The sequence below is a fragment of the Tateyamaria sp. 7Alg 36 genome (assembly GCF_059882455.1).
Genome location: NZ_CM187613.1, coordinates 1,226,780 through 1,247,221 on the forward strand (window position 1 = coordinate 1,226,780; position 20,442 = coordinate 1,247,221).

Annotated in this window: 18 protein-coding genes; 4 read left to right on the plus strand and 14 right to left on the minus strand. The window is 62.4% G+C overall.

What is annotated here, in order from left to right; translation table 11 throughout:
* The first annotated feature begins 3 nt into the window (after positions 1-3).
* Entirely contained in the window at positions 4-99 is a 96-nt protein-coding gene (locus AC6GQJ_RS05930; protein ID WP_500772722.1) for a DUF2474 family protein, read from the plus strand.
* 212 nt (positions 100-311) lie between these two features.
* Here AC6GQJ_RS05930 and uxuA read toward each other — a convergent pair whose 3' ends face one another.
* The 11 genes from uxuA to AC6GQJ_RS05985 form a co-directional block, all read right to left on the minus strand.
* Positions 312-1,484, minus strand: a complete 1,173-nt coding sequence (gene uxuA / locus AC6GQJ_RS05935) for a mannonate dehydratase (protein ID WP_500772724.1) — start codon at positions 1,482-1,484, stop codon at positions 312-314.
* The gene (locus AC6GQJ_RS05940) at positions 1,481-2,890 is read right to left on the minus strand and encodes a mannitol dehydrogenase family protein (RefSeq protein WP_500772726.1); all 1,410 of its coding nucleotides are present in this window, start codon (positions 2,888-2,890) and stop codon (positions 1,481-1,483) included. Before AC6GQJ_RS05940 ends, uxuA begins: the two co-directional genes overlap by 4 nt.
* Complete coding sequence (kduD, locus tag AC6GQJ_RS05945) at positions 2,880-3,623, minus strand: 2-dehydro-3-deoxy-D-gluconate 5-dehydrogenase KduD (protein WP_500772728.1); 744 nt, start codon at positions 3,621-3,623, stop codon at positions 2,880-2,882. Before kduD ends, AC6GQJ_RS05940 begins: the two co-directional genes overlap by 11 nt.
* Complete coding sequence (gene kduI, locus AC6GQJ_RS05950) at positions 3,620-4,444, minus strand: 5-dehydro-4-deoxy-D-glucuronate isomerase (RefSeq protein ID WP_500772730.1); 825 nt, start codon at positions 4,442-4,444, stop codon at positions 3,620-3,622. The genes kduD and kduI overlap by 4 nt, the downstream gene beginning before the upstream one ends.
* Before the next feature lie 61 nt (positions 4,445-4,505).
* The gene (gene uxaC, locus AC6GQJ_RS05955) at positions 4,506-5,912 is read right to left on the minus strand and encodes a glucuronate isomerase (RefSeq protein WP_500772732.1); all 1,407 of its coding nucleotides are present in this window, start codon (positions 5,910-5,912) and stop codon (positions 4,506-4,508) included.
* Between the two features lie 46 nt (positions 5,913-5,958).
* Entirely contained in the window at positions 5,959-6,348 is a 390-nt protein-coding gene (mnhG, locus tag AC6GQJ_RS05960) for a monovalent cation/H(+) antiporter subunit G (protein ID WP_500772734.1), read from the minus strand.
* Entirely contained in the window at positions 6,345-6,632 is a 288-nt protein-coding gene (locus AC6GQJ_RS05965; protein ID WP_500772736.1) for a K+/H+ antiporter subunit F, read from the minus strand. The genes mnhG and AC6GQJ_RS05965 overlap by 4 nt, the downstream gene beginning before the upstream one ends.
* A complete protein-coding gene (locus AC6GQJ_RS05970; protein WP_500772738.1) occupies positions 6,629-7,129 on the minus strand; it encodes a Na+/H+ antiporter subunit E in 501 nt (166 codons plus the stop codon). The genes AC6GQJ_RS05965 and AC6GQJ_RS05970 overlap by 4 nt, the downstream gene beginning before the upstream one ends.
* Before the next feature lies 1 nt (position 7,130).
* The gene (locus AC6GQJ_RS05975; RefSeq protein WP_500772740.1) at positions 7,131-8,675 is read right to left on the minus strand and encodes a monovalent cation/H+ antiporter subunit D; all 1,545 of its coding nucleotides are present in this window, start codon (positions 8,673-8,675) and stop codon (positions 7,131-7,133) included.
* Positions 8,672-9,049, minus strand: coding sequence for a Na+/H+ antiporter subunit C (locus tag AC6GQJ_RS05980; protein ID WP_500772742.1), 378 nt, complete (start codon positions 9,047-9,049; stop codon positions 8,672-8,674). Before AC6GQJ_RS05980 ends, AC6GQJ_RS05975 begins: the two co-directional genes overlap by 4 nt.
* A 1-nt stretch (position 9,050) precedes the next feature.
* A complete protein-coding gene (locus AC6GQJ_RS05985) occupies positions 9,051-11,918 on the minus strand; it encodes a monovalent cation/H+ antiporter subunit A (RefSeq protein ID WP_500773823.1) in 2,868 nt (955 codons plus the stop codon).
* A 380-nt stretch (positions 11,919-12,298) separates the two neighbouring features.
* Here AC6GQJ_RS05985 and AC6GQJ_RS05990 point away from each other — a divergent pair, with 380 nt between their 5' ends.
* Positions 12,299-13,219, plus strand: coding sequence for a PHP domain-containing protein (locus AC6GQJ_RS05990; RefSeq protein WP_500772744.1), 921 nt, complete (start codon positions 12,299-12,301; stop codon positions 13,217-13,219).
* 234 nt (positions 13,220-13,453) lie between these two features.
* Positions 13,454-14,743: an MFS transporter gene (locus AC6GQJ_RS05995; RefSeq protein WP_500772746.1), complete on the plus strand. Its 1,290-nt coding sequence runs from the start codon at positions 13,454-13,456 to the stop codon at positions 14,741-14,743.
* A gap of 40 nt (positions 14,744-14,783) precedes the next feature.
* On the opposite strand, the gene AC6GQJ_RS06000 is transcribed toward AC6GQJ_RS05995, so the two are convergent.
* The 3 genes from AC6GQJ_RS06000 to AC6GQJ_RS06010 form a co-directional block, all read right to left on the minus strand.
* Positions 14,784-16,184, minus strand: coding sequence for a TRAP transporter large permease (locus AC6GQJ_RS06000; protein ID WP_500772748.1), 1,401 nt, complete (start codon positions 16,182-16,184; stop codon positions 14,784-14,786).
* Complete coding sequence (locus tag AC6GQJ_RS06005; RefSeq protein ID WP_500772750.1) at positions 16,184-16,813, minus strand: TRAP transporter small permease subunit; 630 nt, start codon at positions 16,811-16,813, stop codon at positions 16,184-16,186. The genes AC6GQJ_RS06000 and AC6GQJ_RS06005 overlap by 1 nt, the downstream gene beginning before the upstream one ends.
* A gap of 70 nt (positions 16,814-16,883) precedes the next feature.
* The gene (locus tag AC6GQJ_RS06010; protein ID WP_500772752.1) at positions 16,884-17,900 is read right to left on the minus strand and encodes a C4-dicarboxylate TRAP transporter substrate-binding protein; all 1,017 of its coding nucleotides are present in this window, start codon (positions 17,898-17,900) and stop codon (positions 16,884-16,886) included.
* A 554-nt stretch (positions 17,901-18,454) separates the two neighbouring features.
* Between AC6GQJ_RS06010 and acs the strand changes: the two genes are divergently transcribed.
* A complete protein-coding gene (gene acs / locus AC6GQJ_RS06015; protein ID WP_500772754.1) occupies positions 18,455-20,407 on the plus strand; it encodes an acetate--CoA ligase in 1,953 nt (650 codons plus the stop codon).
* Positions 20,408-20,442 lie beyond the last annotated feature (35 nt).

Genomic DNA, 20,442 nt, shown 5'->3' on the forward strand with positions numbered 1-20,442 from the left:
TCCGTGAAACAGATCGTCTGGTTCATCGCCATTTGGGTAGGCAGCGTGGCGATATTGGCGGTTGTTGCCTACGCGATCCGGCTGGCCATTCTTGGGTGAAGTCAGGTTTATAACGGTCGGGACCAGCGCAGGCAGCGCTGGTCCTTTAGCTTTTTCAGGGCGGCGTTCTGGCGGCGAACGCGATCAGTGAACCAATATGTGGTCGCACTATTCGAACATTTATGCGTATCTGAGACACGACAATCCGCGGGCCACTTGATCAAACGCGATCAAACAGCAACATACACCTGCTTCACCCACATGCCGTTTCCCTAGCCGTGTTCCAGCGCATGGATCACCCCGCGCAGCTCTGCCAAACCGCGCAGGCGCCCGATCAGCGGGTAACCTGGCACGAGTTCGCGGCCCAGATCGGACAGCATGTGATGGCCGTGGTCAGGGCGGAACGGGATGTTGAGATCGCTGCGCCCCTCGGCGCGGCGGCGGGCCTCTTCGCCCAGCAGCACCTTGATCAGCGCGACCATGTCTGTGTCGCCTTCCAAGTGGGCTGCTTCCTCAAACGACCCGTCTGCGTCCTTGCGCACATTGCGCAGGTGGACGAAGTGGATACGCTCTGCCACTTGGGCGGCGATGGCGGGCACGTCATTGGCCGGATTGGCCCCCAGCGAACCTGCGCATAGGGTCACGCCATTTGCGGGGCTGTCATAGGCGCGCATGATCCAGTCGAGGTCATCGCCGTTCGACACGATGCGCGGCAGTCCAAGGATATGGCGCGGCGGGTCGTCCTGATGCACACACAGGCGCAGGCCCAGTTCATCTGCGGTCGGGCCGACCTCTTGCAGGAAACGGTGGTAGTTGGCGCGCAACACTTCGCGGTCGATGCCGTCATAGCTGCGCAACACCTCGCCCAGCCCCGCCACATCGTAGCGGTCGAAGGCACCGGGCAATCCGGCCATGATCGCGCCCAGCAGGTCGTCACGGTCCTGTTGCGTCGCGCTTTGGAACCAGCGGGCGGCGCGGCTGCACACCTCGGGGGAATAGTCGTCTTCGGCTTCTTGCCGCCCCAGCATGTGGATTTCGAATGCGGCCATGCGTTCTGCGTCAAAGCGCAAACAGGTGGCCCCACCCTGTACGGGGGCCGCAAGGTCCGTGCGCGTCCAGTCGAGCAACGGCATGAAGTTGTAGCAGATCGTCTTGATCCCCTGCGCCGCCAGATTGACCATGGAGGTGCGGTAGTTGGCGAAAAGTTCGGTCAGATCGCCCTCTCCCCGCTTGATCCGTTCGTGGATCGGCAGGCTTTCGACCACCACCCAAGAGAACCCCGCCGCCTCAATCTCGGCCTTGCGGGCGGCGATGGCCTCTTGCGGCCAGACCTCGCCATAGGGGATTGCGTGCAGGGACGAGACGATGCCCGTCGCCCCTGTTTGCGCCACTTCGCCCAAGGTGATCGGGTCGAATTCCCCGTACCAGCGCCAGCTTTCGATCATGTGCTTGCCTTTCTTACTACGGCTTGTGCGCCTTCGGACCACAGGGTTTTCGCCGCCTGCGTGACAGGCGCGTGCAGGTCTGCGGCCAGATCGGCGGGGAAGATGTCATTGAACGCCAGCAGGCGCGTTACGACCTCTTCGGCATCATCGCAGCCTTCCGTTGCGGCGCGCAGGCGGTCAGCCAGCGGGTCGCGCACGTCAATCGGCTGGCCACTTTCGTCGCGCCCCGTGACATAGCGCATCCACGCCGCCACGGCGAGCATCAGGCCCGGGCTGGGCCGCCCGTTTTCCAGATTGGCGCGCAGCGTTCCAAGCAGGCGTTGGGGCAGTTTCTGGCTGCCATCCATGGCGATCTGCCATGTGCGGTGGTGGATCGCCGGATTGGCAAACCGCTCAAACAGCGCATTCGCATAATCGGGCAAATGCACCCCGTCCGGTGCGGCGACGGCGGGCATAATCTCGGCCCAGAGCATACGCACATAGGCGGCAAAGGCGGGATCGGCGACGGTTTGGGCAATCGTCTCGTGCCCAGCCAGATATCCGGTATAGGCCAGCGCCGAATGCGTGCCGTTTAGCATGCGCAGCTTCATATCCTCATGCGCGGAAATATCGGCCACCATCTCGACTCCGGCAGCGGCCAGATCGGGGCGGGCACCGTCGACGAAATCATCCTCGATCACCCATTGCGCGAAGGGTTCGTGCATCACTGGTGCGGCATCGGCCTGCCCCGTGAGTTCGGCAACCGCGGCGATGTCCTGCGCCGTGGTCGCGGGGGTGATCCGGTCCACCATGCAAGACGGGAAGCGCACGCGATCCTCGATCCAGTCGGCCAGCGCGGGGTCTATCCGGCGGGCCATGTCCAGCACCACACCGCGCACCAGCTTGCCATTGTCGGGTAGGTTGTCACAGCTGAGTACCGTAAAGGGTGCCACGCCCGCCGCGTGCCGCATTTGCAAGGCGCGTACCAGATACCCCACTGCCGAGACCGGCAAATCATGGGCAAGATCGTGCGCCACATCGGGGTGGTCGGGGTTGAGCGCACCGGTGGCGGGGTTATGGCAGTACCCTTTTTCGGTGACGGTCAGAGTGACAATACGCACGGCAGGGTCACTCATCGCGGCCAGCACAGCCGCCGGATCTTCGGGCGCGACCAGCACGTCGTTCAACACGTCGATGCGGCGGGCATGGGTGCCCTCGGGGGCCAGTGTGACCGCGTGATAGGCCCAGCCTTGCCCCTTGAGCGCATCGCGGGTTGCGGGGCTGCGCAGGGAGACACCTGTGATTCCCCACGCCCCGCCCGCTGCCGCCATGGCGTCGGCCACATAAACACAGCCAAAGGCGCGATAAAACGCGCCCAGGCCCAAGTGCACAATGCCCGTTGCAGGGCGCGAGATATTATCGGGCAAGCCATCCTCCGTCGACGTTCAGAACCGCGCCATGCACATAGGCCGCCGCAGGTGTGCATAGATAGACCGCCGCGCCTGCAATGTCTTCGGGCTGGCCCCAATGTCCGGCGGGAATACGCTCAAGAATGGCAGCATTTCGGGCCGGATCGGCGCGCAAGGCTTCGGTATTGGCGGTTTCCACATATCCGGGGGCGACGGCGTTCACGTTGATCCCTTGTGCGGCCCATTCGTTGGCCAGCAGTTTGGTCAGCCCCGCGACCCCGTGTTTGGACGCCGTGTAGGACGGCACGCGGATACCGCCCTGAAACGACAGCAGCGAGGCGATGTTAACCACCGCGCCGCGCCCCTTGCGGGCCAGCACCGCCTTGCCGAAGGCCTGCGTGGTGAAGAACAGCGCCTTGAGGTTCACGTCCATCACCGCATCCCAGTCCGCTTCGGTAAACTCCACCGCGTCGGCGCGGCGGATGATCCCCGCGTTGTTGATCAGGATGTCGATCTGGTCATCATCAAACAGGCCCTGCCCCGCCATCGGGTCGGCAAAATCGACCAGAAGACTTGAGGCACGTCCGCCCGCACCGGTGATCGCCGCAACCGTTTCGTCGCAGGCGCGGCGGCCGGCGCAGAGAACCTCTGCACCGGCTTGGGCAAGGCCGACCGCGATGGCCTGCCCGATGCCTGTGTTCGCGCCCGTGACCAGCGCGCGCCGCCCGTCGAGTGAAAACGCCTTGTTCATCGCAAATCCTCCATCGCGATCATGTCCATATCGGTGAAATCTACGTTGTCCCCCGCCATCGCCCAGCAGAACGTGTAGGCCGAAGTGCCAGCACCCGAATGGATCGACCACGGCGGAGAGATCACAGCCTCTTCATTCGCCATGACGATATGGCGGGTCTGGTCCGGTGCGCCCATCAGGTGGAACACGCGGGTATCGGCCTCCATATCGAAGTACAGATAGGCCTCCATCCGGCGGTCATGGGTGTGGGCAGGCATGGTGTTCCAGACCGATCCCTGCGCCAGTTGGGTATAGCCCATGACAAGCTGGCAGCTTTTGCAGACGTCGGGGTGGAGCATCTGGATGATGACCCGTTCGTTAGAGGTATACTTGGATCCCAGTTCAACTCTACGGGCGTCAGCGACCTTGATCAGTGTCGTGGGATAGCGTGCGTGAGCTGGTGCCGACAGGATGTAGAAACGGCCTGCGCCGCCGAATTCGATCGGGCCAGCGCCCATACCGATATACAGGATTTCGCCCTTTTCGACCGTGTAGGTCGTGTCGCTGACGCGAATGGTGCCGGTATCACCGATGTTCAGCACACCCATCTCGCGGCGGTCCAGAATCGATGGCGTGCCGGTCTCTTCCACATGGTCCAGCACCAGCGGGCCGCTTGCAGGCACGGCAGAGCCAACGATCAGACGGTCATAGTGGCTGTAGACGAGCGGGATCTTGTCCGCCTCGAACAGATTTCCCACGTGGAAATGGGCGCGCAGCTGGTCCGTATCCAGCGTTTTCGCCGTCGCCGGGTCGATGGCGTGTCGGGTTTCAGTTTCTAGCATTGCAACATGTCCTCTCCTATTAATCATCACGCCAAGCGGCGTGCATGATGCGGGCGCATGTTCACAGGCGGTAGGCCTCTTTGGCAAGGCGATATGTCAGATCATGGGCGACTTCTGGCGCTTCATCGCGATCCAACCGGCCTGTTTCAACCAGATGTGCAAGGAAAGCACAGTCCACACGCCGCGCCACGTCATGGCGCGCGGGAATCGAACAGAAGGCGCGTGTGTCGTCGTTGAAGCCGACCGTGTTGTAGAACCCTGCGGTTTCGGTCGTCATCTCGCGGAACCGCATCATGCCCTCATAGCTGTCGTGGAACCACCATGCGGGGCCGAGTTTCAGCGCGGGATAGACCCCCGCCATGGGCGCGAGTTCGCGGGCATAGCTGCTTTCGTCCAGCGTGAACACGATCACCGTCAGATCGGCGCGCGTGCCAACTGCGTTCAGTAGCGGGCGCAGGTTCGCGACATAGTCGGTGCGCGTGGGGATGTCATAGCCCTTGTCCCGCCCGAAGCGCGCCATGATATCGCGTGAATGGTTGCGCACCGATCCGGGGTGGATTTGCAGAACCAGCCCGTCCTCAAGGCTCATCCGCGCCATTTCGGTCAGCATATGCCCGCGAAAGCAGTCCGCTTCTTGCGCGGTGCAGGTGCCTTTCAACGCCTTGGCAAACAGGGCGGCGGCGTCTTGCTGGCTCAGGTCTTCGGTACGGGCCGAGGGGTGGCCGTGATCGCTTGACGTGGCGCCATGGCTTTTGAAAAAGGCGCGGCGCTTGCGGTGGGCGTCGAGGTATCCTGCCCACGTTGTTGTGTCCTCGCCCGTCATCTCACCCATGATGGCGACGTTGTCGGCGAACCCTTCGAAGTCGGGATCGACCACGGCGTCAGGACGATAAGCGGTGATGACCTTGCCGCCCCAACCGCTGTCGCGGATCATCTGGTGCCAGCGCAGATCGTCGATGGCACTTTCCGTTGTCGAAATCGCCTCGATATTGAAGCGTTCGAACAGGGCGCGGGGGCGGAAGGCGTCTTGGGCCAAGCAATCTTCGATCTGGTCATAGATTGCGTCCGCCGTGTCGCCGGACAGGCGTGTGGTGACGCCGAACACCTCTTGCAGCGCGTGGTTCACCCACAGGCGTGACGGGGTGCCACGGAACAGGTGGAAGTTCTGCGCAAACAGCCGCCAGATCGCGCGCGTGTCCTGTTCGGTTTCGCCCCCGTCCACACGCGGCACGCCCAGCCGTTCCAGCGGGATGCCTTGGGAGTGCAGCATGCGGAACACGTAGTGGTCGGGCGTCACGAACAGGTTGGCCGGATCGGCAAAGCGCGCGTTCTCGGCAAACCAGCGCGGATCCGTGTGGCCATGCGGGCTGAGGATCGGCAGTTCCTTGACGCCCTCGTAAAGATCGCGGGCAAGGCTGCGCGTTTTAGGGTCGGTCGGGAACAGGCGGTCTGGGTCAAGCAAGGTCATGGTCTTGGTCCTTTCGATAGCCTGCGCGCCGATCCGGTGCCGCGCCTCAGGATTTGGGGGTCACCAGCATGTCGCGGTCCGCCTCGGGCGTTTTCAGCGTCGACCACGTGTCATCGCGCGGCGGCGATGGTGGTGTGTCGCAGGTGCCGCGATGCAAGGCGACCTTGGCGATGAAATGGGCCGAGATCGGCGCGGTCACAAACAGGAATGCCATGATCAGCAAGGCGTGGATCGACGATTCCCCGTTGGAAAAGGAATGGGCGAGCGAGGCCAGCAACAGCATCCCGATGCCAATGGTGCCGACCTTGGTCGGCGCATGCAGCCGCGTCATCGGGTCGTTGAACTTGAGAAGGCCAATCACCCCGATGATGATAAAGGCCGATCCGATGAACAGGCAGGCCGCCGCCACATAGGTTGCAATCAACTGAGCCGTCATTCGATGATGTCCCCCCGCAACAAGAACCGCGCCAGCGCGACGGTGGACACAAAGCCCAGCATCGCAATCAGCAGCGTGACCTCGAAATAGATTTGCACGCCCTGATAGATGCCCAGCACCACCACCAGACCAAGCGCGTTGATCACCATCGTATCCAGAGCAAGGATACGGTCGCCATAGGTCGGCCCTAGTACAAGGCGGACCATGGACAGGATCTGCCCCAGTGCCAGCGCGATCAGCGCCACGGCCAGTGCAATATCCAGAACAGCCAAGGCTTGGGTCATGAGAAAATCTCCTTCAGGCGCGCTTCGTAACGGACCTTGATATCGTCGCGCACGGCGTCGGGATCATCGGTGTGCAGCACATGGACCAGCAGGCTGTGCCCTTCATCGGACAGGTCTGCCGACACGGTGCCGGGGGTCAGGGTGATGGTGCCGGCAAGGAAGGTGATCGCCTCGGGTTGGACAAGGTCCAGCGGCACCACGATCCATGCCGGTTTCAGCTTGGCATTAGGGACCGAGATTACAATCCATGCGACCTGAATATTGGCCACGATGATGTCCCACATGACCATGACGCAATAGGTCGCCATCTTGCCCAGGCGGAAGCCGCGTGGCGTGTCGGGCCACCAGACCGAGGTGCCCCACGGGATCACGATGCCAAGGATCAGGCCGAACACCGCCATGCCTGCCGAAAAATCGTTTTGCAGCAGGATCCACACCACGGTCAGCAGCAGGGTCAGGAACGGGTGCGGCATCAACCAATAGAACGCGCGTGCCATATCAGTGTGCCTCCTTGGATGGTGTGCTGAGCTTGCCCGGGGCATCCAGCACGGTCGAGATATAGGGTTGCGGCGCGAACAGTTGTGCCGCGATGGCCGTGGTATAGCGGTGCACCTGTCCGGCAAAGATCGTGTGCAGGGCCAGCAGGGCAATCATGCCCCCGACCGACACATAGGACAGGGCCGATGGCAGCGTCATACCAGCCGCATCTTCGGGCGGCGTGACCTCGTGCGCCTTCCAGAACAGCACACTGCCTGCGCGGGCAAAGCCGAGGATGCTGACAAGGCTGGAACCCAGAACAATCGCCCAGACCCAGACCGCGTGATCACTGCCAAAGGACGCATCCAGCACCAGCAGTTTGCCCAAGAAACCGGACAGCGGTGGCAGACCCGCCATTGCAATCGCACCGGCAAAGAACAGCGCCGCCGTCAGTGCCGCGCCTGCCATAGGCGGTTGCGCCATCAGGTCCACATTGCCGCGCCCCGTGCGCACCAGATCGCAGATCAGGAACAGCGCCGCGCCTGCGAGGGTCGAGTGCACGATATAGTAAACCGCCGCCGCAATCCCTTCGGGCGTGAACAGCGAGATCGAGACCATGACCATCGCCATGGAGCCGATGACCGCATAGGCCACCAAACGGTCCAGCCGCTTGGCCGCAAGCACTCCGGTCATGCCGATGGCCAGCGTCACCAGTGCCGCAGGCAGCAACCACAGGTCATGCAGGCCCGATGTCACGGCCAGTTCCGGCGGGAAGATCAGCGTGTAAACGCGGATGATCGCGTATGCGCCCACCTTTGTCATAATGGCAAACAGGGCCGCCACGGGGGCCGGTGCCTCGGCATAGCTGGAGGGCAGCCAGAAGTGCAGCGGTACCACCGCCGCCTTGATCGCGAAGACCAGCAACAGCAGGACGGCGGCGACACGGATACCGACGGTTTCCACCTCTCCGATCAGGGCTACACGTTCGGCTAGGTCGGCCATGTTCAGCGTCCCCGTCTCGGCATAGATCGAGCCGAGGGCGAACAGGAACAGGGTAGAGCCGATCAGGTTGAACAGTACATATTGCACCCCTGCCCGCAGGCGCGCGGTGCCGCCTGCGTGGATCATCAGGCCATAAGAGGCGATCAGAAGGACTTCGAAAAAGACGAATAGGTTGAACAGGTCGCCCGTCAGGAACGCGCCCATGATGCCCATGATCTGGAACTGGAACAGGGCATGGAAATTGCGCCCGCGTTCATCCCAGCCCGAACCGATGGCATAGAGCAGCACCAGAAGGGCCAGCACCGCCATCAGCAGCACCATGAGTGTGGACAGGCGATCAGCGACCAGCACGATGCCGAACGGCGCGGCCCAGTCCCCCAATTGATACAGCAGGATTTCCCCGCCGCTGGTGGCCACGGCCAGTGCGCCTGCAACTACAACCAGCGCCAGCACGCCCGCCACGGCAAAGGTGCGCTGGATCACGATGTGATAGCGCGCAGCCAGAATGATAAACGGTGCCAGCAGCGCGGGCAGAACGATCGGAGCGATGATCCAGTGGGTCATTGTACGCCCTCCTGACCGTTAGATGGGGCGGTAGTTGGTCCGTCCTCCGCACCTGTTTGGTCATCGACATGATCGTCATCGGACCCCAGAAACGCGCCAAGGGCGATCATCACCACAACCGCCGTCATCCCGAAAGAAATCACGATGGCCGTCAGCACCAGCGCCTGCGGCAGCGGGTCGGTATAGGTCGTCACCCCGTCACGCAGCACAGGGGCCGCGCCGATGGTCAGACGCCCCGAGGCAAACAGGAACACGTTCACCGCATAGGTCAGCAGCGAAATCCCCATAATCACGGGAAAGGTGCGCAGGCGCAGCACAAGGTACAAGCCGCCCGTGGTCAGGATGCCGATGGCAGAAGCAACAAGCAGTTCCATATTACACCGCCCCCTGAGACGTCTTTGTGTCCGCTTCGCGGGATGGATCAATGTCCATCGGATGATCGGTTTCGGGTTCATGCGCGCGCCGTGCAAGGCGCGAGAAGCTTTCGAGCGACAGCATGACCGCGCCCACCACGGCAAGGAACACGCCCACATCGAACAGGGCCGCTGTGGCCAGTTCGAACTTCTCGAACGGCGGGATGCGCACATAGGTAAAGTCCGAGGTCAGGAACGGTTTGCCCACAAACCACGACCCGATGCCGGTCAGGCCCGCGACCAGCACCCCTGCCCCGATGACCCCGTGATAGGGATAGCGCAGCCGCGCCGAGGCCCATGCGAAACCGCTGGCCATATACTGCATCACCACGCCGATCGACACGATCAGACCCGCGATGAAACCACCGCCAGGTTCGTTGTGGCCGCGCAGGAAGATGTAGAAGCCGACCAGCATAACAACCGGCATAATGACCCGCGTCAGAACGACCATCATCATCGGGTGCATGTCGCCCGCACGGGCCTGATCCGGGGTGCGGTTCAGCAGGCGTGCGCGCACAGGCCCTGCCAGCAGCGTATGGGTCAGCGCATAGATCAGCAGCGCCGCGATCCCCAGCACGATGATCTCTCCGTATGTGTCGAAACCACGGAAATCGACAAGGATCACGTTCACCACATTAGTGCCGCCGCCGCCTTTGTAGGAGTTGGCGAGGTGGAATTCGGAAATCGGGGTCGAGACCGCGTCGCGGAGCAAGTAGTGCAAGGCCAGCCCGAAGGTCGCGAGGCCCCCCGCAATCGCCACGCCCATATCGCGCACACGGCGCAGGAGGGAGCTTTCGACCGGCGTTGTCTTGGGCAGGAAGTTGAGCGCGAGCAGCAGCAGGATGATCGTCACCACCTCGACCGTGAACTGGGTCATCGCAAGGTCGGGCGCGCTGAAATAGACGAAGGCAACCGACACCATCAGCCCCACGATCCCGATCAGGATCAGCGACAGCAAACGGTTGCGGTGGAAGAAGACCAGCGCGACCGTGGCCGCGACGAGCATCACCCAGCCCGCCAGTGCGACGGGGTCAACAGGCTGCATCACCCGCGTGGCAGGACCGACCGTGCCGGTGGCCCAAGCGTGAAAGCCCGCTGCGAGGATCGCCACGGTGCCGATGGCCGCGTAGCGTGTGAAAGACCCGTCATGCAGCGGCAGGATGATGCGCTGTGCAAGGCGGGCGGCGGCTTCGACGATGGCCTCGAAGATCACCTTGGCCTCGGGGCGCGGGGCCGCGTCCCACAGGCGCAGTGCGGGTTTGAAAACGGCCAGCAGGACCAGCCCGCCCAGCACCGCGATCACCGACAACAGCAGCGCAGGCACCAGCCCGTGCCAGATTTTGAAATGCGCGGTCGGCACCTCAACCACGCCGCCCAAAACGGCAGAAGTCACAAGCTTTACAAAGGGTTCGGCGAGGAAAGGCGCAACGCCGATCACCACCACCAGCACCACGAGGATCGCAGGTGGCAACCACAGGCCCGAATTCGGATCATGCGGCTTGGACGGGTACGTTTCGCGCACCGGACCAAGGAACGTGTGCCCGATCAGGCGGAAGCAGTAGGCCGCGGAGAACAGCGAGCCGAAGGTCGCCAGCGCGGGCACCAGCCACGGGATACCGAACAGGGTTGTGTGGGTCGCTTCTTCGAGCATCATCTCTTTGGACAGGAAGCCGTTGAGCAGCGGAATACCGGCCATGGACAATGCCGCGAGCGTGGCGATCACGAAGGTGACGGGCATCAGCTTGCGCAGGCCGCCCAGCAGGCGGATGTCGCGGGTATGCGCCTCGTGATCAATGATGCCTGCGGACATGAACAGCGCCGCCTTGAACGTGGCGTGGTTGAGGATGTGGAACATCGCCGCCATTGCGCCAAAGGCGGTGCCGGTGCCCAGCAGCATGGTGATCAGCCCCAGATGCGACACGGTGGAAAAGGCCAGCAGCGCCTTGAGGTCGTGTTTGAACAGCGCAATCACCGCGCCAAGGCACATGGTGACCAGACCGGCGGTGGTGACGATGGCGATCCATTCGGGCGTGCCGGACAGGACGGGCCACATGCGCGCCAGCAGGAAAATCCCCGCCTTCACCATCGTGGCCGAGTGCAGATAGGCCGACACAGGCGTAGGCGCGGCCATGGCGTGGGGCAGCCAGAAGTGGAAGGGGAACTGTGCGGACTTCGTAAAACAGCCCAGCAGGATCAGGATCAGCGCGGGCAGGTACAGCGGATCGGCTTGGATCAGATCGCGGTTTTGCAGGATCACCGAAAGGTCATAGCTGCCCGCGATTTGCCCAAGGATCAGCATGCCCCCGATCATTGCCAGACCGCCCATACCGGTCACAGTCAGCGCCATGCGCGCACCCTGACGGCCCTCGGGCAGATGCTTCCAATAGCCGATGAGCAGGAAGGACGATAGCGAGGTAAGCTCCCAAAATACCAGCAAAAGCAGGATGTTATCGGACAGGACAATCCCCACCATCGCGCCTTGGAACAGCAGCAGGTAGGTAAAGAACTGGCCCATATTGTCGTCACGCGACAGGTAATGGCGCGCATAGGCGATGATCAGCAGGCCGATGCCAAGGATCAGCAGCGCAAAGAAAAATCCAAGCGCGTCGAGCATGAGCGAGAAGTTCAGCCCCAAGATCGGCATCCAGTCGACCCGCGCCATCACCACCTCGCCCGCCAGCACAGTCGGCAGGTTGGTCAGCAGCCCGATGAAGGCGACCAATGTGACGCTGAAGGTCACCCCTGCACAGGCAGCGCGCCCTGCGGAATTCATGACACCGGGCAGCAATGCTCCCAGAAACGGCAAGGCAACGATAATGAAGAGCGACACAATTCCCCCGCGATCCACAGCCAGTGACGCCACCAGTGCGCCCGATCCGGCGCAGATCAACCACACGCGACCTTATTTGTCGAGAACCGGTTGCCAGCAACGACCGCATCCTGTCGGATTTGTGAGCAAAATCACTGCTCAGGCCGCCAGAACGCCCAAGAATAAAGAGTTGCCGATTGCGCAGACAGGGTCAAGCGCTGCGGCCCCTGCCAGTGCCTGTACGGATCGGGGCGTGGCGGTTGGTCGGCGGTGGCTCGGTGGTACGATTCGTCGGTGCGAGGGTGGCGGGGTCAAAACACTCGCAGTCTGGGCGTTGATCTGTCACATATTTGCGCAAGCCCCGCGCGTGCGGGCGCAGCGACAGCCAAAGGGAATGCGCGATGATCCTCTCTGCCTTTTCGGCCCCCGGTACATTCTGGCGCGGCAATCTGCACACCCATTCGGACCTGTCGGACGGGGCCTTGCCCGCGGCCGAAGTGTGCCGCCGCTATCAGGCGGAAGGCTATGATTTCATTGCCTTAACCGATCATTTCGTGGGCGCGTTCGACTATCCGATTGCCGACACGGTGCCGTTTCGCACCGACGGGTTCACCACGATCCTCGGGGCGGAACTGCATTCCGGCGCGATGGAGAACGGCGAGTTGTGGCACATCCTTGCGGTAGGGTTGCCGCCCGATTTTGCGCCGACCCATTCGCCCGCTTTTGTGCCTGTGCCCGATCAGGAAAGCGGCCCCGAAGTGGCGGCGCGCGCCCGTGCGGCGGGGGCCTTTGTCGCCATTGCGCACCCGCAGTGGTCGGGCATGACCATGGCGGATGCGCGGTCGATCACGGCGGCCCATGCGGTCGAGATTTACAACCATGGCTGCGCGGTGGAATGCGACCGTGCGGACGGGGCATTTTATGCAGATTTGTTGATGTCCGAGGGGCGCGACGTGACGCTGATTGCCACGGATGACGCGCATTTTCACGCCGCTGACCACTTTGGCGGATGGGTTATGGTCAAGGCCACGGCGAACGAGCCTGACTTGCTGCTGGAGGCGCTGAAACGCGGGGATTTCTATGCCAGTCAAGGGCCGGAGCTACGCAATGTGCAGGTCTTGGACGACCGGATTGTGGTTACGTGCTCGGCGGTGGCGACGGTGGTTGTGCAAGGGCATGGATCGGTGTCGCCCGCGGTGCACGGGGCGTCGATGACCCGCGCCGAGATCCCGCGGGAGCGGCTGCGCAACAGCCCTTGGATACGGGTCACGGTGATTGATGCGGCGGGGCGGCGCGCGTGGTCCAATCCGATCCGGTTTTAGGACCGCAACGCAACGGTCGGTGGGTGCGGCGCGGCGGAGTGCGCGAATCGAGGGTTAACGCCTGCAAAACAAGGGGTTTGGGGGGTACACGACCCGTACACAGCCTGTGCACAACCTGTGCACCGCTGATACACCCGAGCCGTGGTTAACGCGGCGTGCGGTCCTATTCGTTAAGGCAAGGTGAACGCCCGCAAGCCTATTGTGCCCGACGCGGCCAGCGGCAATGCTGCGTCCATGACCACTGAAACCGAGTTCTCTTTCGCGGCACTGGACGGGGCGGCGCGGCGGCACATTCGTGTGTTCCAGATCCACCAGTTCCTTGACCGGTTCGCGATGGGGCTGACGGTGGCCGTTGTGGCGCTGGCGCTGAGTGATCGGGGCATGGACCTGTTGCAGATTTCGCTGCTGTTCGGGGTCTATTCGGTGACGACCATGGCGATGGAACTGCCCTTTGGCGGGCTGGCCGACAGTATCGGTCGCAAGCCGGTGTTTCTGGTGGCGGTGGTGGCCAGTCTGGTGTCGCTGGTGCTGTTCCTGTCGACGCGGGATTTCTATGTTCTGGCGGCGTCCTTTGCCTGTATCGGGTTCGGGCGCGCGCTGCGGTCCGGCACGCTGGATGCGTGGTTTGTGGAACGGTTCAGGGCCGTGGCCCCCGATGTGGATGTGCAACCCGCGCTGGCCAAGGCGCAATGGGCCAATGCGGTGGGGCTGGCCGTGGGGGCCGTGTTGGGCGGGCTGCTGCCGGATATTCTGGGCGGCGCGGCAACGGCCCTTGGGTTCAGTATTTACGACGTGTCCTATGCCGCAAGTTTCGCGGTCATGCTGGGCGTGTTCGTCTTTACCATGCTGGCGATAGTCGAGGCCCCGCGCCCCATGCACCTGTCCGCGATTGGCGCAGGGTTCGCCCGCGTGCCGGAGGTGGTGCGTGATGCGGGTCTTCTGGCACTGCGGCATCCGACATTGTCGATCCTGTTGGCGGCGCTGGCGTTTTTCCTGATGGCCAGCAATCCGGTCGAGGTGATCTGGCCGACCCATGCCAAGCCGATGCTGGACGCGGCCTTTGCCAATACGGTGATCGGGGTTGTGACGGCGACGTATTTCTTTGCCATCGCGCTTGGCGCGTCCCTGTCACCGTTTGTCAGCCGGATATTTCGGCGGCGTCACGCGGTGACCCTTGCGGTCAGCTTTGCCGCCCTTGCCGTTGTGCAGGTCGCGCTGGCGATGCAGGGCGGGATCGCAGGATTTGTGGCGGTGTTTGTCGTGTATTCCGTGATCCTTGGTATCAGCGAAACACCGGCCAGCAGCATCCTGCACCGCTATGTGGGAGACCGGCAGCGGTCGACGATGCTCTCGCTCCGCTCGCTTATCCAGCAGTTGGGCGGGGCCTTGGGGCTGGTGCTGGCGGGCAGCTTGGCCGAACTTTATTCGACGCCCGTGGCGTGGGCGGTCGGGGCGGTATTCTTGGCCGTGGCGGCGGTGTTGCTGTTGGTGCTGGCCCGACGGTTGGCGGCAGAGGGTCGGTAGTTGCGGGTGATGGTGGGGACATGCGCCCCCACCCTTGCCCCTAGCCCGCCAGTGACGGCAGCCACAGCACGATGCCCGGAAAGGCGACAAGCATGGCGATGGTGGCCGCATCGGCGATGAAGAAGGGCGTGACACCCTTGAACACGTCCTGCACGGTCAGGTCATCGCGCACGCCCGCCACCACAAAGCAGTTGAGGCCGATGGGCGGGGTGATCAGGCAGAACTCGGCCATTTTCACCACCAATATCCCGAACCAGATCGCGCACATCGGTCCCGACATGCCAAAGGCGCTGTCGGCGGCAGAGACCATCTCGCCCCCGTTGAGGGCCATGACAGCCGGATAGACCACGGGCAGCGTCAGCAGCAGCATCCCGATCGCGTCCATGAACATGCCCAGCACCGCATAGCCCAGCAGGATGCAGATCAGGATCAGCATGGGCGACATGGTGAGCGAGGTGATCCAGTCGGCAAAGGCGGCAGGCAGTTCGGCAAAACCGAGGAAGCGCACATAGATCAGCACGCCCCAGATGATGGTAAAGATCATCACCGTCAGCTTGGCCGTATCGAGCAGCGCGTGTTTCAGTTCCTTCCAGCGCATGCCGCGCAGAAGGGCCATGAGGAAGATGATGAACGCACCGATAGCGCCACCTTCGGTCGGGGTGCCCCATGCGTCGCCAAACGGGTTGTAGACAAAGAAGATGATGATCACGACCACAGCGAGGATCGGCAGCGCGGGTGGCAGGGATTCAAACCGTTCGCGCCATGTAAAGCCGCTGACCGGTGGGCCGACGTTCTTCCAGATCATGGCGATGCCGATGATCAGCCCCGCATAGACCACGGCGGAAAACGCGCCGGGGATAAAGCCTGCGAGCAGCAGTTTGCCCACGTCCTGTTCGACGATGATCGCATAGATGACAAGGATGGCCGAGGGCGGGATCAGCGAGGCAAGCGTGCCGCCTGCGGCCACGACGCCTGCGGCGAACTGCTTGTTATAGCCGATCTTGAGCATTTCGGGGATGGCGATGCGGGCAAATACCGCCGCTGTGGCCACGGATGCGCCCGACACGGCGGCAAAGCCTGCCGTTGCAAACACGGTCGACACCGCCAGACCGCCCGGCACCCACGCGATCCAGCGTTTGGCGGCGGTGAACAGGGCCGTTGTCAGCTTGGCATAATAGGCGAGGTAGCCAATCATGATAAACACGGGGATCAGCGACAGCACTTGGGCGGACACTTTGGAATGGGGGGTGAGGCCTGCGATCTTGACGCTGATCTCGACCGCTTTCCAGAAACGGGCGGGGTCGTAGTCGAACCCGTTCCAGCGCAGCCAGACCAGCCCGACAAAGCCCGCAAGACCCGCCGCAAAGGCGACGCGCATGCCCAGCACCACAAAGACCAGCATGCCACCACTGACCCAGAGGCCGATTTCAATGGGTTCCATCAGTCGGTCCCTTCCAGCGATTCCGCCTCGATCCGCGCCTGTTCGGCGACGCTGAGGGCAAGGGGCACGGCGACGGGATTTTCCAGCCCCAGCACCAGCGCGCGGGCGTAGCCCCATGTTTGCAACAGCAGCCGCAGCACCAGCACGCCAAAGGCGATGGGCACGACCAGTTTGGAAGGCCAGATCGGCAGGCCGATATCAATGGAACTGTCGCGGCTGCACAGCGGGCGGGCGCAGTCAAAGGAACGGTCGAAGTGTTCCCACGCGCCCCAAGTCAGCGCCACGATCAGCAGCAGGATGAGCAGCACCGAAACCAGTTCGAAGAACCACAAAAGCCGCCCTTTGAGCGCGCTGACCAGCATGTCCATGCGCACATGGGTGCCGTCGCGCTGCACATAGGACACGCCCATGATCGCGATGATCGGCATCGCCGCCTCAATATAGTCGACATAGCCCGCCATGGGCGAGCCGAAGAACTTGCGCCCCGTCACGGAGTAGGCCGCAAGGAACATCAGGGAAAAGATCGCCAGCCCCGACAGCAGGGCGCAAAACCGTTCGATTGGTAACAGTGCACGGTCCAGCCGGCTGAGCAGACTGGAATCTTCGAGCACAGCAGCAGAACCTGCCATGACCTACCCCCGTTTATATATGTGTGTGCCTGTGGTCGGGGCCGTGCGTTGTGCACAGCCCCGCACCGGATCAGCTACCGCTTTTGGCGTCGGCCAGCGTTTTCACGACCAGATCATACAGCTCCTGGCCGGGCAGGCCTTGGGCTTCCATGTCTGCGACCCATGCTTCGTGGATCGGTTTGCCCGCAATTTCCTGGAATTGCGCGATCACCTCGGGGGAGACTTCGACTTTCTCGACGCCTTTTTCCTCAAGGACCGCGTCCCAGCGCTTGAGCAGTTCGCCATAGTTTTCGAGGTAGAAGTCGATGGCCTCGGGGATCGAGCTGTCCAGTGCTTCACGCTCGGCGTCGCTGAGCGAGTCATAGGCGTCGATGTTCACCACCACGGGGCAGTTCACGGTGCCGGGGTTCAGGTTCGCGGTCCACCAGTCGGCCTGATTGATCGTGCCAAAGCTGAGATGGGCGTGCTGGGCAAAGGCCACGGTATCCACGACGCCGCCTTCCATGGCCTGATAGGCCTCGGTTGCGGTGACGGATGTGGGCACGGCGCCGACAGCTTCGAAAGCTTTGCCAAGGCCACCTGTGGCGCGCACGCGCATGCCTTTGAATTCTTCCAGCTCATCACGCGGTTCGCCGGTGCCGACGATGTTGTATTGCGGCATCGGGCTGGTCATCAGCAGTTTGGCGTTCCACTGCGCCATTTCTTCGGTCGCGGCGGGGTGGGCATAGACGGCGCGGGCCACGGCGACTTCCTGTTCAAGGTTTTCGACCCCGAGGAAGGGCAGTTCCAGAACGGTCACGACGCGGTTCTTGTCGGCGTGATAACCAGCGCAGAACTGGGCCATTTCGAAGGCACCGATGGAAATACCGTCAAGGTTCTCGCGGTTCTTGGACAGGCCACCATAGCTGACATTCATGGTGAATTCGCCATTGGTCTTTTCGGCGACCAGTTCAGCCAGCTTTTCGATATGTTCGGTGAAGGCACGGCGCTTGCCCCAGACGGATACGTTCCATTCGGTGGCCGCAGCCTCAAGCGCGAATGTGCAGGAAACGGCGCCGACAACGGCACCTACAGCAAATTTGTTCATATGATCTCTCCCTAGTTGCGGACATTTTTCGCCCGCTTGAGGAGGACGCTAGCGTGCGCGCCGAAACTTGCCAAGGGGCATGACCCCTGCGGTGGCGTTGTCGCGATCAGGCGAAGGCGACAGGGGGCGTGTCGCAATTGACCATGTGCGCCGGTGCCGCAGGGCCGCTGGCGCAGGGGTTTCGCGGCATGGCCTTTGGGGGAGGACGACGGGGCCGCCTGCGGCTGCGCAGCGGAGAGGCAGAGCGTATTGGCGACCATGGCGCGGGGTATCGGGCAGGTTTGTCAACGTGGTGGGGATGAAAATTTACCCGCAAGTGGCTGAATTGTAACAAGTTATTGTCGCACCACGTTAAAAATTTACAAATCCCGCAGGCGGCGGGAAAAACTTTCACATGAGAATCCCTTTCGCGGCGCGATTTGTTCCTTTCTTTTAAACTTTGCGTATTATCGCCCCAGAGGGAGGAGGCGGTGCGCCGGTACGACCCGCCATTTCGATGGCGGTCGCGCGGTGCCACGTCCCGCAAATGACGAACTACCATCAGAGGAACACCCATGTCCGATTTAGACACCCACGCACCCAGTGCCGAGACGGTTGCGCGCGCCCATGTGAACGCCGAGCAATACGATGCGATGTATGCGGACTCGATCGCTGATCCGGAGGCGTTCTGGGACAAGCAGGGCAAGCGCATCGACTGGATGAAGCCCTATACCACCGTCAAGGACGTGGATTTCACGCTGGGCAATGTGTCGATCAACTGGTTTTCCGATGGCACACTGAACGTGTCGGCCAACTGCATCGACCGCCATCTTGAGCGGCGCGGTGACCAGACCGCGATCATCTGGGAACCGGACAACCCAGAAGATCCGTCGCTGCGCATCACCTACCGCGAATTGCATGCCGAAACCTGCAAGATGGCCAATGTGCTGAAATCGCTGGGTGTGGGCAAAGGCGACCGCGTGGTGCTGTATCTGCCGATGATCCCCGAGGCGGCCTATGCCATGCTGGCCTGTACCCGTATCGGCGCGATCCATTCGATTGTTTTCGCGGGCTTTTCGCCAGATGCCTTGGCGGCGCGTGTATCGGGCTGCGATGCCAAGGTGGTGATCACTGCCGATGGCGCCCCACGGGGTGGTCGGGTGACGAACCTTAAGGACAACGTCAATCAGGCGCTGATCAATGTGATGAAGGATACGCATTGCCTTGTGGTCAAGCGCACCGGCCAGCAGATCGCGTGGCGGGACGGGCTGGACCACTGGCTGCACGAGGCGGCCGAGAATGTGGACATCCAATGTGATCCTGTCGAGATGAACGCCGAAGACCCGTTGTTCATTTTGTACACCTCCGGTTCGACCGGTCAGCCCAAGGGCGTGGTGCACACGACGGGCGGCTATCTGGTCTATGCCGCGATGACGCACCAGATGACCTTCGATTACCATGATGGCGATGTGTACTGGTGTACGGCGGATGTGGGTTGGGTCACGGGCCACAGCTATATCGTCTATGGCCCGCTGGCGAATGGTGGCATCACGCTGATGTTCGAAGGGGTGCCGACCTATCCCGACGCATCCCGCTTCTGGCAGATTTGCGAAAAGCACAAAGTGGCGCAGTTCTATACCGCGCCCACGGCGATCCGCGCGCTGATGGCCCATGGCAACGATCCGGTCGGAAAGTGCGACCTGTCGAGCCTCAAGCTGCTGGGGACCGTCGGCGAGCCGATCAACCCCGAGGCGTGGAACTGGTATAACGAAGTGGTTGGCGGCGGGCGCTGTCCCATTGTGGACACGTGGTGGCAGACCGAAACAGGTGGCCATTTGATGACCCCCCTGCCCGGTGCCCATGCGACCAAGCCCGGATCGGCGATGAAGCCGTTCTTTGGCGTGAAGCCTGTCGTGCTGGAACCCACCAGCGGCGAGATCATTGAGGGCAACGGGGTCGAAGGCGTGTTGTGCATTGCCGACAGTTGGCCCGGTCAGATGCGGACCGTCTGGGGCGATCACGAACGGTTCGAAAAGACCTATTTCTCGGATTATGCGGGGTATTATTTCACCGGTGACGGGTGCCGCCGTGACGAGGATGGCGATTACTGGATTACGGGCCGCGTCGATGACGTGATCAACGTGTCGGGCCACCGTATGGGCACGGCCGAGGTCGAATCCGCCCTTGTCGCCCATGCCACCGTCGCCGAAGCCGCCGTTGTCGGCTATCCCCACCCGATCAAGGGGCAAGGCATCTATTGCTATGTCACGCTGATGAACGGGCAGGAGCCGAGCGAGGAGTTGCGCAAGGAGTTGCGCACTTGGGTGCGGTCGGAAATCGGCCCCATCGCGGCACCTGATCTTATCCAGTGGGCACCGGGCCTGCCCAAGACGCGGTCGGGCAAGATCATGCGCCGCATCCTGCGCAAGATTGCCGAGAACGATCATGCGACCTTGGGCGATACATCGACACTGGCCGATCCGTCGGTGGTGGATGATCTGATCGAGAACCGGATGAACAAGGGCTGAATGGCCCGACAAGATCGAAAGGGGGCCGCGTGTAG